General features: G+C 43.8%; 11 protein-coding genes. 9 read left to right on the top strand and 2 right to left on the bottom strand.

Annotated elements, in window-relative coordinates; genetic code table 11:
• Positions 1-49: 49 nt before the first annotated feature.
• The 5 genes from H5T88_04105 to holA are packed head-to-tail and all read left to right on the top strand — an operon-like array spanning position 50 to position 5,396.
• The gene (locus H5T88_04105; protein ID MBC7329522.1) at positions 50-235 is read left to right on the top strand and encodes a rubredoxin; all 186 of its coding nucleotides are present in this window, start codon (positions 50-52) and stop codon (positions 233-235) included.
• Complete coding sequence (locus H5T88_04100) at positions 181-1,176, top strand: MoxR family ATPase (GenBank protein ID MBC7329521.1); 996 nt, start codon at positions 181-183, stop codon at positions 1,174-1,176. The genes H5T88_04105 and H5T88_04100 overlap by 55 nt, the downstream gene beginning before the upstream one ends.
• Positions 1,177-1,189: 13 nt before the next feature.
• Positions 1,190-2,380, top strand: a complete 1,191-nt coding sequence (locus H5T88_04095; protein ID MBC7329520.1) for a DUF58 domain-containing protein — start codon at positions 1,190-1,192, stop codon at positions 2,378-2,380.
• Positions 2,356-4,356, top strand: coding sequence for a transglutaminase domain-containing protein (locus tag H5T88_04090; GenBank protein ID MBC7329519.1), 2,001 nt, complete (start codon positions 2,356-2,358; stop codon positions 4,354-4,356). The genes H5T88_04095 and H5T88_04090 overlap by 25 nt, the downstream gene beginning before the upstream one ends.
• A complete protein-coding gene (gene holA, locus H5T88_04085; protein MBC7329518.1) occupies positions 4,326-5,396 on the top strand; it encodes a DNA polymerase III subunit delta in 1,071 nt (356 codons plus the stop codon). Before H5T88_04090 ends, holA begins: the two co-directional genes overlap by 31 nt.
• Here holA and H5T88_04080 read toward each other — a convergent pair.
• Entirely contained in the window at positions 5,385-5,657 is a 273-nt protein-coding gene (locus tag H5T88_04080; GenBank protein ID MBC7329517.1) for a 30S ribosomal protein S20, read from the bottom strand. The two genes, holA and H5T88_04080, sit on opposite strands and share 12 nt — an antisense overlap.
• 264 nt (positions 5,658-5,921) lie before the next feature.
• On the opposite strand from H5T88_04080, the gene H5T88_04075 reads away from it, so the two are divergent.
• The 4 genes from H5T88_04075 (at position 5,922) to H5T88_04060 (ending at position 13,832) form a co-directional block, all read left to right on the top strand.
• Entirely contained in the window at positions 5,922-6,758 is an 837-nt protein-coding gene (locus H5T88_04075) for a phosphatidate cytidylyltransferase (GenBank protein ID MBC7329516.1), read from the top strand.
• Positions 6,759-6,834: 76 nt separating this feature from the next.
• Positions 6,835-9,399: a hypothetical protein gene (locus tag H5T88_04070; protein MBC7329515.1), complete on the top strand. Its 2,565-nt coding sequence runs from the start codon at positions 6,835-6,837 to the stop codon at positions 9,397-9,399.
• Complete coding sequence (locus H5T88_04065) at positions 9,396-10,109, top strand: DUF72 domain-containing protein (GenBank protein ID MBC7329514.1); 714 nt, start codon at positions 9,396-9,398, stop codon at positions 10,107-10,109. Before H5T88_04070 ends, H5T88_04065 begins: the two co-directional genes overlap by 4 nt.
• Positions 10,110-10,346: 237 nt before the next feature.
• Entirely contained in the window at positions 10,347-13,832 is a 3,486-nt protein-coding gene (locus H5T88_04060; GenBank protein MBC7329513.1) for a beta-galactosidase, read from the top strand.
• On the opposite strand, the gene queF is transcribed toward H5T88_04060, so the two are convergent.
• On the bottom strand, positions 13,827-14,204 hold the full coding sequence (gene queF / locus H5T88_04055; GenBank protein ID MBC7329512.1) for an NADPH-dependent 7-cyano-7-deazaguanine reductase QueF: 378 nt from the start codon (positions 14,202-14,204) through the stop codon (positions 13,827-13,829). The two genes, H5T88_04060 and queF, sit on opposite strands and share 6 nt — an antisense overlap.
• Positions 14,205-14,260: the final 56 nt, after the last annotated feature.

The raw sequence follows: 14,260 nt of genomic DNA, 5'->3' as shown, positions 1-14,260 counted from the left end.
TTTCCCTGAAGAGGTGATTTTTGTGCAGGAAGAAAAGAGAGGTCCTTTTATGACTAGGAACAAGCTTTACTTCTTAGGCAAATGGCAATGCAGAATCTGCCGATATGAGTATTACCCCGAAGCACAATCCTTTGCAAAACTTCCCGAGAACTGGCATTGTCCCGTCTGCGGCTCTCACAAATGGATTTACACGGGAGTGGGAATCTCTTATCCGAAAACGGTGACCAGAGCGTGAACATTGAAGAAGCACGAGATAATGTATCAAGACTAATTGAAGAAGTAAAAAAAGCAATCATAGGGAAGGATGAGGTAATAAAGCTTTCCGTTATCTGCCTCTTAGCGAAAGGGCATCTTTTAATTGATGATATACCAGGAGTAGGTAAAACGACATTGGCAAAGGCTTTAGCTAAGGCAATAGGAGGGATATTCAAGAGAATTCAGTTCACCCCCGACCTTTTGCCATCCGATATAACTGGTGGCTCCATTTACGACCCAAAGGAGAGCAAGTTCATCTTCAAGCCTGGACCCATCTTCGCAAATATAGTTTTAGCTGATGAAATAAACAGGGCTTCGCCGAGAACACAAGCAAGCCTTCTGGAAAGTATGGAGGAACATCAGGTGACGGCTGATGGCGTAAGCTATAAGCTGCCCGAGCCATTTATCGTTATTGCCACGGAGAACCGAGTTGAACACTACGGCATTTATCCGCTTCCCGAGGCACAAATAGACAGGTTTATGATGCGTCTCTCGCTTGGCTATCCCGAGAAGGAGAGCGAGGAGGAAATATTGAGAAATCATAAGGAGGTGGACGATTTAGCTGAAAGGGTGGAGAGGGTTGTTGACCCCGATACAGTAGTTGCCCTACAGGGAAAAGTTAAGGAGATATATGTTTCGCCCGAGATTCAAAGCTATATAGTTGACCTCGTTTGGGAAACGAGGAGACATCCGGCGGTTTCCCTTGGAGCGAGCCCGAGAGTGGGAATCCATTTGCAGAGATGCGCGCAAGCTTTCGCCCTATCCGAAGGGAGGGATTTCGTCCTACCAGACGATGTGAAATTTCTTATCCCTCATATTCTTGGACACAGGCTCATTCTTAAGCCAGAAAGACGAGTTGATGTTCCTTCGCTGGTGAAAGAAATAGTGGAGAAAGTCCCAGTCCCATTGATACGAAGGTGATGCTTACCTCTTGGTGAGCCCTAAAGTAAAGCAATTATCTCTTCTATTCATAGGTTTTTACATTCTAATCCTCGCCTTTATAATCAAACTTCCCCATATAGTCTTTATAGCTTCCTTTCTCTGGTCCCTTCCCCTTTCCTCCCTTCTCTTTAGCTACTTCTTCCTTTTCAAAATAAAAATCAATGTGGAGTTCCCAGTGGGATTGACACAGGGAGAAGAAGGGAGGATAATCCACAGAATAGAAAAAGGAACCTTCGCCCCCCCAATGCTTACATCAAGAGCTGTCTTGCCGCCGCCATTAGTGAGCATAGAACCTGCTTCCTTGATTTTATCCGAGGTAATGGGAGAAGAGCGGTTCTTCGCCGTGAAAAGGGGGGTTTATAAAATAAAAGAAGTGATTTTATCAGCCTCGGATTTCCTCGGAATTTTTCAAATTAGGAGGAAACAAAAAGTGGAGGGAGAGATGATTATTTATCCCTCCTATGTGAAATTCACTTCCCTGCTCGTCTTTTCTGGGAGGGGAGAAGAAGGGATGGGTGGCGGTCAGCCATCTAGGGGAGGAGTGGAGTTTGCCAGCGTTCGGGAATGGCAAGCTGGTGAAAGCCCGCGAAAAATAAATTGGCGATTATCCGCTAAGTGGGGACGTTTATTCGTCGTTCAGCACGCCCAAGCTGGCTCTCGTTCCCAGACAATCGTGATAGACTGCTCACCTCAAGGCGTGTTCGGAGATATTAAAGACAACACTTTTGAGCTATCAATAAAAGTAGCCGCTTCCCTCGCTTGGGCGACACTTGAAAATGGCGGTGATGTTACGCTAATTTATGCTGACGATAAAGGAAAACCTTACCTCTCTCGCTACACTTCCTTTACCCCCATCTTGGAACTGTTAGCGAGATTGGAAGCTAAATCCCCTCTTAAACTCCCTGCTCTCCTTGAGGAATTGAATTTAGACGAGGAATCGTCCCTTGTTCTCTTGACATCTCTTCCCGATGATTCACTTTTACCCTTTCTGAGAAGGCAAAGGGAGATGGGAAATCCTCCTCTTCTGCTCCTGATGGACGCCTCTTCTTTCGGCAGGACAGGATGGTTTTCTGCTCCCTTTTTAGAATCAGTTAAAGCGCTTGCCACTGTAGCGGTCATCGGCAGGGAGGATAATTTGAAAGAGAGGTTGGAAAAGATTTGGGCGATACACTCCTCTATTTGACCTCCCTCGGCGTAACGCTGAGCGGTGTGTTTTCCTATTATTCCGTTGTGGAAAGCAATGTCATCCGCATTCCCACCCTTTTGTTTATCCTAAATGGACATCTCGTTAGCTTCCTGCTCAGGGAAAACAAGAAAAAAAGGCTATATTCTTCCTTTTTCCTATTCTCTCTCCTTCTTCTTCTATTTATAGATGTCTTTAAGGGGAAAGGGCTTCTCCTCTTCCCTCCCGAGGCGGGAGGAGAGCTCGGGCTAATAATCGGGAACTTCCTCCTCTGGCTCGTCGTTCTCCGAAGCTACACCCTTTTCTCCCCAGGCTATCTCCTTTTCTCCATTGTTCCCTCCGTTGCATTCCTTGGTCTGATTTCCGCCTATACAGTTGACCCAGAACTTTTTCTCTATACTTCCCTCTGCTTCCTTTTCTCAATCCTCCTTCTCATCTTCAACTCCTATGAAATAGAAAGATTTTTTTCCCTTCGTTCCACCCTATTTACGATGGGGCTTTTCCTCTTCCTCCTATCCGTTCTCCTTGCCTTCTACCTTTTCATACCCCTTCAAAAGCTCAGCTCCGCTCTACCCACTCCTCAAGTTTATATTCGTCTCAAAAGCTTTCAAAGGAGCAATTTATACGAAAATCCTCCATTTCTACCCAATGCGGTGCTTTTGGGAGGCGGCCTGCCAAGGGGAAACGAAATCGTTCTGGAGCTAAAGGGAGAGCCCACTCCCCTGCTGAGACAGGGAACATATGAGTATTTCACGGGCAGATATTGGGTTAAGTATCTTTTCTCTTACACTCAACTAAATGGAAAAAACGGGGTCTTCTCCATCTCACAAATCAAACCACGCTTCTCCCAAGTTAGACAAGAGCTCTCCCTAAAAGAGGTTCCTGTTTCACTTGCTCCTCCGATTTTCGGGTTTTTTGGACCTTTCACACCTCCTCCATTCACTGGGAGAAGACTCTACCTCCTTACGCCACCTAATCCCTGCGAAATTCTGTTCAAACCCGATATAGCTCCCCTTTATATTTTGAAAGGCATTGATAACTCCCTTTCCGCCGTTTTCTTCACAAGGGAAAAAATCCACTATGAGGTCATTTCTCAGCCCGATTTGGCCTGGCAGGAGCCCTTCACATCCTCCATTTACCTTCAGAAGCCTCCCTCACAAAAGACTGGGGAACTTGCTAAGAGCATAACGAAGGGTTTAAAAAATGATTATCAAAAAGCCATCGCGATTCAAGAGTATCTCAAGAAGAACTATTCCTATCGGCTAACTGGTTCACCTTCTCCAATTGAGAACGCCGTTGAGTGGTTCTTGTTCAAGAGCAAGAAGGGAGATTGCGATTTCTTCGCCTCCGCTATGTGCATACTTTTGAGAGAAGTAGGCATTCCCGCAAGGGTAGCTGTTGGATACTCGGTGTCAGAATACGACCCCAAAAGAGATGTTTGGATAGTGAGGCAAAAGGACGCCCATATGTGGGTTGAAGCGTATATCAAAGGACAAGGATGGTTGACATTCGACCCCACTCCTGCGGGTGGCTCCTCTCTCTACTATTTATATCTTTCCCTCCAGCGTTATTACGCCCTCCATAAGAGGAAAATATTCCCTCTATTCCTTTTTTTAGCTTCAATCTACCTCCTATTTCTGCTTTATCGGGCTACCATTTTGGAGGAGAAAAGGAAAAAGAAAAAAGGAGATATTAAAGAGAAGCTCGCCCTCTCCCTAATCGCTTTGGGCAAAAAACTTGAAAGGATGGGGTTGCCAGCCCGCAGAAGCTCCCACACTTTAAGGGAATGGTTTAGAGAAATCTCCCCTCACCTATCCCCCTCTTTCCGAGAAATGCTTGGGGAAATAATAAATATATGTGAGGAAGCCTTCTATGGTAGAGACGTTGAAGAGAAGAAAATTAACCTCGCTTTAAATCAGATAAATGAGCTGAGGAAGGTGAAAAGATGGCAGATAATAAAAACATCTACATCTTAATCGGAGAAGAGGTTTTAAAAGAGGGCGAGATCGAAGCTTTGATAAAGAAATATGCGGAAGGAGAATTCAAGGAATTCAACCTTGATATATTAAAGGGTAAAGAAACTTCCTCCACTTCAATTCTCCAGAGAGCTCACACACCCCCGATTGGAGCGAAATTCAGGCTGATAGTAGTGAGAGATTTCGGTGCTCTTTCCGAAGGGGAGCAAAAGAAGTTAGCGGAATCCCTTGAAACGATTCCTCGCTCCACAATTCTCATCCTCAGCGTTGAGAAAAAAGAAGAATTGAGCACAAAACTTCGCGAAAAGCTTCGTAAGCTCAAAGATTTTGTAGTGGAGAAGTCCACGGGATTTAAAGGCAAAAAGTGGGAGATGGAACAGCAGAAAAGGGAATGGGTTCAGAAAGAGCTGAGAAAAAGGAATATAAAGATAGCGCCAGATGCCCTTAATCTCTTGTTGTCGCTTCCCTTGGATACTCGCCAACTGTTAATTGAGATAGAGAAGCTTTCCACCTATGCTCAGGGAGACATTATCAGAAGGGAAGATGTGGAGAATCTCGTTGTGGGAACGGAGGATATAAAGACATATCATTTAGTAGACGCCGTCTTCTATAAGAACGCACCGGAAGCTATGAGATTTTTATATTCCCTTCTCGAAACAGGCGATATTTGGACACCACTCGTCATCCTTCATTCCCTTGTTTCCCATACAAGGTTGCTTATTCAGACAAAACTTCTTCAGGAGAGAGGAATCCCTTTAAATAAGATTTCCATAGAAAGGGCACCAAGCGAGGTAAAGGATTTTCTTCTTCAGGGAAATAATGGTATAGTGAATTATATTGAGAAGAGAAATTGGTTGATTAAAAGATTGGAGGAGCAAGCGATGAGGTTCAGCAAAAGGTCGCTCTACTCCATCCTTCGCTTTTTACATAGGATAGATATGGAGATAAAGCAAGGAGCCGACCCAAAGGAGAAACTTGAATACTTTATATTCAAAGTGGCAGGACTTTCCCCATATAAAGAGGAGAAATCAATTAGCTGAAAGAAGCTCCTGCAATTTTTTCATCAACTTGCTTTTCAAACGGGAAGCGGTATTTTTATGAAAAACCCCCTTGCTGACGGCTTTATCCAGTCGTCTGCAGGCTTCCCGCACCGCCAGTTGCGCCTTCTCCTTGTCCTTTTCCGCAAGGGCGGAAAGAGCTTTTTTAAGAAAGGTTCGCACGGCGGATTTTATCGCTTTATTTCTCATTCTTCTTTTCTCAGCTCTTCTTTGGGCTTTCTGCGCTGACTTCGTCTTTGGCAAAGCAGAATTCACCTCCAAGTTATTTAATTATACAGATTTTAACATTTATTGCCAACTCAATGTTGTTATTTACTAATAGATTTGTTTTTTGCTGACTTTTTCAATCGTTAATATACTTTTGCTGGGACGAAGCAAGGCTAAAATCTCCAATTGAATCCTGACTTCCGAAAAAAATAATGGCGTAAGTGATATTTCCTAATTAAAATCTTTAAAAAATTTTAATCATTACTTAAAATGCTATAAGAATGCTCAAGGAGCGGAAAATTGTTTAGAAACAGAGTAATCACTGCCCTTTGGGGCACAGCTGTTTTCCTTTTCGCCCTCCTTTTTCCCTGGGGAGATGGCCTTCTTTTCCTCCTCCTTCTTCTCACTATCTCCCTTCTCGCACTAAACGAGCTTTTCTCATCTCTACAGAACAAAGGATTTTATCCATTTAAGTTCATCGCTTTTATATCATCAACCCTCTTTCTCATCCTCGTTTATTTTAAAAAAATGTCTCTCATCCCTCACCTCCTCGCCTTAACTTTGCTCCTATCCTTTTTCATCGGGCTTGCAATCCGCAGGGGAAGAAACCTTCTCCGAGATTTGAGCTTGACCTTTCTCCCAATCCTTTACATCAGCGGACTTATCTCGTATCTCCTCCTCTTGTATTCCTCTCAAGCATCACTTCATCCTCCCAGTTCCTCAACTCCCTCGGGAGTTTGGCTCTGCGCTATCGTTGTCATTACGAATTGGCTCAATGATATAGGTTCTTACTTTGGAGGAAAGTTTTTGGGGAAAAAGCATATATTCCCACATATCAGCCCGGCGAAAACCCTTGAGGGATTCGTTTTAGGCTTCATATCCGCTATCGTAGGAGGGACAATATTGGGTATTTTGAGCGGATTGGGAATATTTGTTAGCCTCCTCCTTTCTCTCGTAATAGGGATATTTGCTCCCCTTGGCGATTTAGCTGAATCTGCGATCAAAAGGGAACTGGGAATTAAGGATTTCAGCTCGATTCTGCCCGGTCACGGAGGAATTCTTGATAGATTTGATAGCCTCCTCTTCTCCGCTCCTGCTTCCTATTATCTCCTGAAACTCCTCCTCGTCATAAGCTGAACATTCTGTTTAGATTTTAACGAACTCGTCTTTGAAAAATTTACAATTCCCTTTTCATCTTTTATCATTTAAATTGGTGATTGAATTGAAGAAAAAGGTTCTTTTGCAAAATATAAATATCATCCTAACCCTCCTCTTTCTCATCCCTTCCCTTTCATTCCCCTTTACCCTCATTGATTTATTAACTCAAAAAGGTGAAAATCTCAAATTACAAGATTTCCTGAATTATATCAAGGTCAACCCTTCCTCTCTAATATTCAGCTGGCGGGAAAAAGACGGGGAATGGCATCAACTACAATTCCAAGTCGTAGGAAAAATACTCCAAGCAGAGGACTCTCTCTTTAATGTTAAAATCATCCCCTCCATTTTTAAATCCGGGCTGGAAATCTCCTGCGAAATCAAGCCTAAACAGGAGAGCGACGCTCCCCACGAACTCCTCCTTTCCTCAATATTTGACCCCTCAAAATGGGAGCGACAATTCTACCCTCGCCTCCCCTATCTCGTCCTCCCTCCATCCTCTCCCGCAAACATCCGCTTCCTCGCTGAGGAAAACGATTGGACTGAACTCAAAGAATGGCCGGCGGTGTTCTTCTACCCTTTTGGCATCTTAGAAAATAATACCCATTTCCTCCTCTGGGGCTCCCTTGATATCGGGAAATTCGCCCTTTTGACGCCTAACCTCATTCCCAATCACATCCCAGCCATCTGCTTCCGCCCCAGGAGCTTAAAGAAAAACGAAACACTCAAATTGGAGCTTTTCATAAAAAGCTTCCCCAAAAATAAGTTTCCTCGCTATCGCGATGTCCTCCGCTGGTATATTGAAAATTGGAGGGATAGCGACCCCTTAACGGGAGAAATTCTGAAAAACGCAAGGAATATAATATCCCTGAAGGAGAAATTGAGACGAACGCTACCCACAGGCAATCTCGTTGGCTTTCCCGGAGGGGAACAAGTATCGGACGGAGAGGGGAATCTAAACGATTGGGGAAGATACAAGCTCCAGGGATGGCAAGAATTGAAAATAGGCAACCTATGGTATTACGCCTGGCATCGCTGGGACGAAACTTACCCCACTGAGGGAGAGTGGGTTGGGGAGACGAACCATCGGATTAAAGCTGATTTATTAAAAAGCGATTTAGAAGCCTTACTTAAAGCAGAAATCCATCCTTTCCTCTATTTCAGACAATTCCTAACAGCTGAGGGAACTTATAAGGATAAGCTACCCTATAAGGATTGGATCGCGGTAAACGAGAGGGGGCAAACTCCGCCAGGCTATTCCTATCGTTTCAATCCCGATAACGCGAAATTGGTAGGTGTAGAGGAGGTGCATTGCTTCCCTGCCGATTTCGGCAACGATTCCTTTCGCCTCTGGTATTACGAGAATTTAAAGAAATGCATTGAGTTTTATCAACCCGCTGGAATAGCCTTTGATATGGGATGGGCTTATGGGAATGCCCATGTTTATTCTCGCGCCAATCCCAGAACGAGCAATCCTCACGCTGTCGTGAGACTGCAGGCGGATGTCTGGAACTGGCTAAGGGAAAAACATCCCCAGATGAGGATAATCACGAACGAAGCCTATGGGCTTCCATCTCAGCTTTTCGCAGATGGAATCCTCATAGAAGGTGGGGCTCCAGCCGGCAAAGAGGAATTGGATTACGAATCGGCAAAAGCCATCCCCACTCAAGTCATAAGTTATGAATATCCCACAAATTACACGGGGATGCTTCAATATATTGATAAAAAAGAGCGTCCATATCTGATTGTAAAATACAGAGCTAAGGGAATAGAAGCGGGAGGGGATTACGCGATTCACATCACTGAGGGAGTGCCAGGAAGGGAAGCAACTGCAATAAGCTTGAGGGAGATAATAGCCGACGGGGAGTGGCATACAGCAACAGTTGATTTGAGGAAAATAAAAAATGTGGAAATGGTAAAGGGAATAGCCATACAGGTTCAATCAAAAGAGGAATCAGCATATTTTGATATAGCCTTCATCGCTTTCTCGCCCTTACCCAATCAACCGGAGAAAGAAAAGGAAATCCCTTTAAATCGCTTACCCTCTTATATTGACGAAGGCTGTATATCTTTCTGGCAAAGCCGTCCAGATTGGTTACAAAATCCCTCCAAGGATTTCTCTTTAATAAGAGGAGAGGGATTCACCCGTTTTGAGGTGAAGGGTAAGGGGTTGGGGATGAAATGGGGGTTCAACACGCTTAAGGGAATCATAGCTCAAAGATATATGAAGGTTTTGAGCTGGGGAGCCTGTATCGGCGGAGATGTATGGTGGACTCCCTCCAAGGAAATGCTCTCCTTCAGCGCTAAGGCGATGGGGATGTTCCCAATCACGGATTCAAGAAAGATAGTCAGCAGGGATAAGAGGGTCTTTGCAAGCGGGTGGGAAGACGATAAGGATGTTTTGATAGCGGTTTATAACAACAGCGATGAGGAGATTAACAGCTCGTTGCTACTAGACGGAAATCTCGTTAAGAAGCTCAGAAATTCCTCCTTCATTTTCTTGAATGCTTTTGGGGAGCCAGAATTTAAAGAGAGACGAAAAATAACTAGTAAGGAAATCTCTATTCATCTTCCGCCTCGCTTTGGACTCCTGATTTCCTCGGAGGAGGAAATTCTTGAATGATTAAGGTCGGCTGTTGCGGATGGGCGAAGAGCCAGAAGGAATATTTTGAGAATCTCTCCGTTATAGAGCTTCAGCAAACCTTTTACAAACTCCCCGATTTAAAAACAGCCCAAAAATGGAGGGAGAAAGCCCCAACGGATTTTGAGTTTACGCTTAAAGCATCCCAACTAATAACACATCCACCCTCTAGTCCCACTTACAAGAAAGCGGGGTTGAAAATAGGGGAGGATAAAAAGGATAGATATGGCTTTTTCCGTCCCACAGAGGAAGTCTTCAAGGCCTTTGAGCAAACGAGCGAGATAGCGAGGGCTTTAAATGCGAGGATAATCGTATTTCAATGCCCCGCTTCATTTAAGCCCAGCGAGGCAAATAAGGAAAATTTGAGGATTTTCTTTCGGGAAATCCCAAGGGATGACTTCGTCTTCGTTTGGGAGCCAAGGGGCGAGTGGAATAAGGAAGATATTAGAAGCTTGTGCCAGGAGCTAAATCTATCGCATTGCGTTGACCCATTCAAGGGAGAAAGCGTATGGGGAGAAATCCTTTATCTTCGCCTCCACGGGATAGGAGGCTATACCTATAAATACAGCGACGAGGAGCTTCAAAAGCTTGCGGAAATGGTTCAAAAAGAGAAACGAACAGTTTATGTTATGTTCAATAACACGAATATGTTTGAGGACGCATTAAGGTTTCTAAAATATGTTGGCGTCTAAAAATGCATAATTCCCTAACATTCAAGACTCCTCAGGAAATTCCCAATATTGCTTAACTTTAAACTACAAAGGAGAATCTTCGACTGAGAAAATTTTATCTTGAAACAACATCTATACCGCTAATGGGTAAAAACCGCTTCTTCTCAGCTTTTCCTCTCTATTCATTCTCTTCTTGTTCTCTTACAAACTTCCAGTTATACAATAGATATCCTAAAATTAAATTTGGAGGCGATAAAGATGAAGAAATTAACTTTCGGCTTTCCATTTATTCTCTTTTTAACCACTTTGTGGGGAAACACCCCTATAGGTGAATATTCCTCTCCCGCTTACTGGATATGGGGGACTAATCGCTCGCCCTTTGGAGAAAGGGGGTATTTCCGCAGGGTCTTTTATCTCCAAAAAGATGTCAAAAGCGCTTTTATTCAGATGTCTGGGGACGATACCTTCACTCTCTTTATAAATGGGAAAAAGGTCGGCTCGGGTGGTTTTAGCTGGGGGAATTTAAATCTTTTTGACATAACCTCTTTCCTTCATAAAGGGAAAAATGTTATAGCTATTGAGGATTACAGCCCCGCTGACCCAGCAGGCATTATATTAGAATGCACGATAAACTACTCTGATGGCTCAATTGAAACCATTTATTCCGATGGATTGAGAGTAGTGGACTACGAACCCGCTTGTCCCTTAGAGGGTTTTGGCGACACATCAAACTATTCAAACGAAATCAATCCCGATGAATTCCTTTACTACGAGTTAACAAAAGAAAAAGATAAAGAAAAGGGGCAAATGATTAAATGGAGATTTAAGACAAAAAAGCTAAACTGGACTGATGTTCATTTAAAGACGAGAGTAAATGACCCTTTTGATAAAATCGGGCTCTGGGTGAAAAGCAAAGGAGGATGGACGAGATTCTGGATAAAATTGGTGGAAGAGGATGGCTCCGAGTATAAAATAGAACCTATAACCCTCAAAGAGAGCGATGAATGGCAATGGGTGGAATTTGAGGTTCCCAATTATGTATTGGCGGAATGGTCAAAAGACGAGAACAATAGATTAGATTTTCCCCTAAGAGAGATAGTTTTTGTTTTGTTTGATATCGAGCCAAACAAGGATTATGAGGTTTGTTTGAATGGTTTGTCTACCTACATCGCTAAATATCAAACCTCAGAGAATTGGAAGTTCTCCCCCACCTATGAAGAAGGATGGAACGAGCTCCAATTCAATGATTCTCACTGGCGAAATGCGGTCGCCATAGGCAAGCCTCCCATACCTCCTTGGTATTCCCTCCCCTTCAAGTATCTCGGGCAGGACGCTTTAAATTGGGAAATGTTAGAATTTGATTTCCCCCAAATGTCAAAAGCGGGTTCCTCAATAGATGTGAAATTAAGGGGGAAAATCCTGAGCAAGCCAAAGGGAGATAATCTCGCCTTTCTCATGATCAGAAAGGGAGATTTCATTCTCATAGAAAGAAAAGCTATTCCTCCTAATCCGCCCATTCCCTATCTAAAAATCGGGGATGAATTCCTTGTCTCCACCTCAGTTAAAATCCCCGAGTATTCCCCTTCAGGCTCATATGAAATCATAATGGGATTGCATCAAGCAAGATTGAATGGAAAGGAGGATTATGTTATGGGGCAGATTGAGATAGCGGGAAAAAAGAGCGAGCTTCCCAAAGCGGAAATAAAGGAGCTCAATGGCTCACCTGCTCTCTTCATAAACGAGAAACCATTTTTCCCTATGGTCTATTCACAAATTCCCTACATAGATGAAAAACACGCCGAGCAGTTCACTAAGGCTGGCGTTCAGCTCTACGAGATAAACTATGTTTTAGGAGACTTCATCAGAAGAGGCTGGAAGGGAGAAGGGCAATATGATTTCAGCGAATTTGATAAAATAATTTTCAACCTCTTACGAGTAAATCCTAATGCCTATTTCTTCCCTCGCCTTTGGCTTGAACCTCCGGATTGGTGGATAAATGCTCATCCTGAGGAGCTTCAAAGATACGCAGATGGCACGGGCTGGGATAAAGGCGATGTTTTCGGAGGGACTAAGTGGCCTTCCTTCGCTTCCGAGCTATGGCTTAGGGAGGAAGGAGAAGCGCTGAAGAGATTCGTTGAGCATATCCAATCATCCCCCTATGCGGAAAGATGCATCGGCTATCATATAGGAGCGGGAATCTACGGTGAATGGCATTATATGGGAGCTCAGTATGTCCCAGATACAAGCGAGCCAATGACAAGGGCTTTCAGGAAATGGCTCAGGGAACATTATAAAAACGATGTTGAAGCACTTAGAAGGGCTTGGGGCGACGAGAAAGTGGATTTTGAAAACGCCCAAATCCCTACCCTTGAGGAAAGGATTCAAACCTCCTTCGGTATGTTCCATCACCCGTCTCAAAATAGGAAAGTGATAGATTATTATATGTGCCATCACAAGGTTCTTGTGGATGCAATTATTCATTTCGCTAAAATCGTAAAAGAAACATCAAAGGGAAAAAGTTTGGTGGGCGTCTTCTTCGGCTATACCTCAAACATGCTCTGGCCCCAGGATGGAGGTCATATTGAATTGCGAAGGATTTTGACCTCCCCATATATAGATTTCCTTTGCTCTCCCCATACATATGTAGGAAGAGGACTCGGACAGGATGGTGGATTTAGAGCTCTTCCTGGCTCAATAGCCCTGCACAAGAAGATTTTTTTAGATGAGGCTGACGATGGAACGTATCTTGCCGCTCCGGTCCATAGACAAGCGAAAAATCTGGAAGAGTCAATTGCTTTAATGAGAAGGGAATTCGTGCAGGCATTGACGATAAATGGTGGACTATGGTGGTTTGATATGAACTCCTGCTGGTTCGATGATGACAAACTAATGAAAGAGATAGCCAAGATGAAAAATATCGGGGATAAAAGCCTTTCCCTTCCACGAAAAAGGATAAGCGAGGTCGCTGTGATTGTGGGATTGAACAGCTTCTATTATACAGCCCATTGGCGCTCGGGAAAGGATACCGTAACCGACCTCTTATTAAACGAACAATGGCGAGAGCTCTTCAAGATGGGAGCTCCCTTTGACCTCTACGATATAAGTGATATTGATGATATCCCTCAATATAAATGCTACATATTCCTCAATACATTCTACATGGACGAGAAAACGAGAAAGGCAATTGATAGATTGAAGGCTAAGGGCGGACTCTTCATCTGGCTCTATGCACCGGGATTGTTGAACGAAAAAGATATAGCAGTTGAAAATATGGAAGCTATAACAGGAATGAGGATGGGTTTATCGCTTGAACCAGATGTTTTAGAGGTGAAGACGCCAGATGGTAGAAATTGGAGCAATGGAAAGCAAACATCACCCGTAATATGGGTGAAGGATGACTTAGCAGAAGCTCTTGGATTTTCCCAGAATGGAAAAGTTTCTTTCGCCCTTAAGAAATTTCAAAGTTGGACATCGGTATATATTCAAACTCCGCCCGTCCCCTCATCCGTCTTGCGAGAGCTTTTAAAGAGCGCTGGTGTTCATATCTATATAGATAGCGACGATGTGCTATATGCTAATGAAAGCTTCCTCGCAATTCATACCGCTAAAGATGGAGTGAAGAACATACGCCTGCCAAGGGAAAGAGAAGTCTGGAACGCCTTTGAGGAAAGAAAGATTGGGAAAGTTAAGGAATGGAGAGTGGATGTCCCTGCCTATAAAACTCTCCTATTCCTTTTGCTATGACCTCCCTTCCGAGCGGATTGTTATGACGGTGTGAACATTTCCTCTGGGGTTGAAGTCAGCGATGACCTCCAAATAGCGAGGTTTGAGGATTTCGTAAAGGGAATCGTAAATCTCGTTCGCTGCCGCCTCATGGGAGATATAGCGGTTCCTGAATTTATTCAGCCAGAGCTTAAGAGAACGAAGTTCTATTATATATTTATCGGGCACATAGTTTATTCTGATAGTGGCAAAATCGGGGTAGCCACTGCGGGGACAAAGGCAGGTGAACTCGGGGAAGGTTATGCTGATATTATAGTCCTTCTCGGGAGAGGGATTCTCCCAAACCTCAAGTTGGGCTTCTTCTATCGCCTTCTCGCCGTACTTCTTTTCCATTCTATTTAGGATAATAACAAAAGATATACAACTTGCCAATATCTTCGCTACCAATC

This window comes from bacterium, assembly GCA_014360495.1.
In the GTDB taxonomy this organism is placed as follows: Bacteria; Armatimonadota; JACIXR01; order JACIXR01; family JACIXR01; genus JACIXR01.
The sequence above is the reverse complement of the archived record's forward strand: the minus strand, read 5'-3'. Positions and strand labels throughout refer to the sequence as shown.

Excerpts from the sequence above, each read along its gene's own strand:
- H5T88_04105 (MBC7329522.1), top strand. The coding sequence starts at position 50 with ATGACTAGGAACAAGCTTTACTTCTTAGGCAAATGGCAATGCAGAATC.
- H5T88_04100 (MBC7329521.1), top strand. The coding sequence starts at position 181 with ATGGATTTACACGGGAGTGGGAATCTCTTATCCGAAAACGGTGACCAG.
- holA (MBC7329518.1), top strand. The coding sequence starts at position 4,326 with ATGGCAGATAATAAAAACATCTACATCTTAATCGGAGAAGAGGTTTTA.
- H5T88_04065 (MBC7329514.1), top strand. The coding sequence starts at position 9,396 with ATGATTAAGGTCGGCTGTTGCGGATGGGCGAAGAGCCAGAAGGAATAT.
- H5T88_04060 (MBC7329513.1), top strand. The coding sequence starts at position 10,347 with ATGAAGAAATTAACTTTCGGCTTTCCATTTATTCTCTTTTTAACCACT.
- queF (MBC7329512.1), bottom strand. The coding sequence starts at position 14,204 with ATGGAAAAGAAGTACGGCGAGAAGGCGATAGAAGAAGCCCAACTTGAG.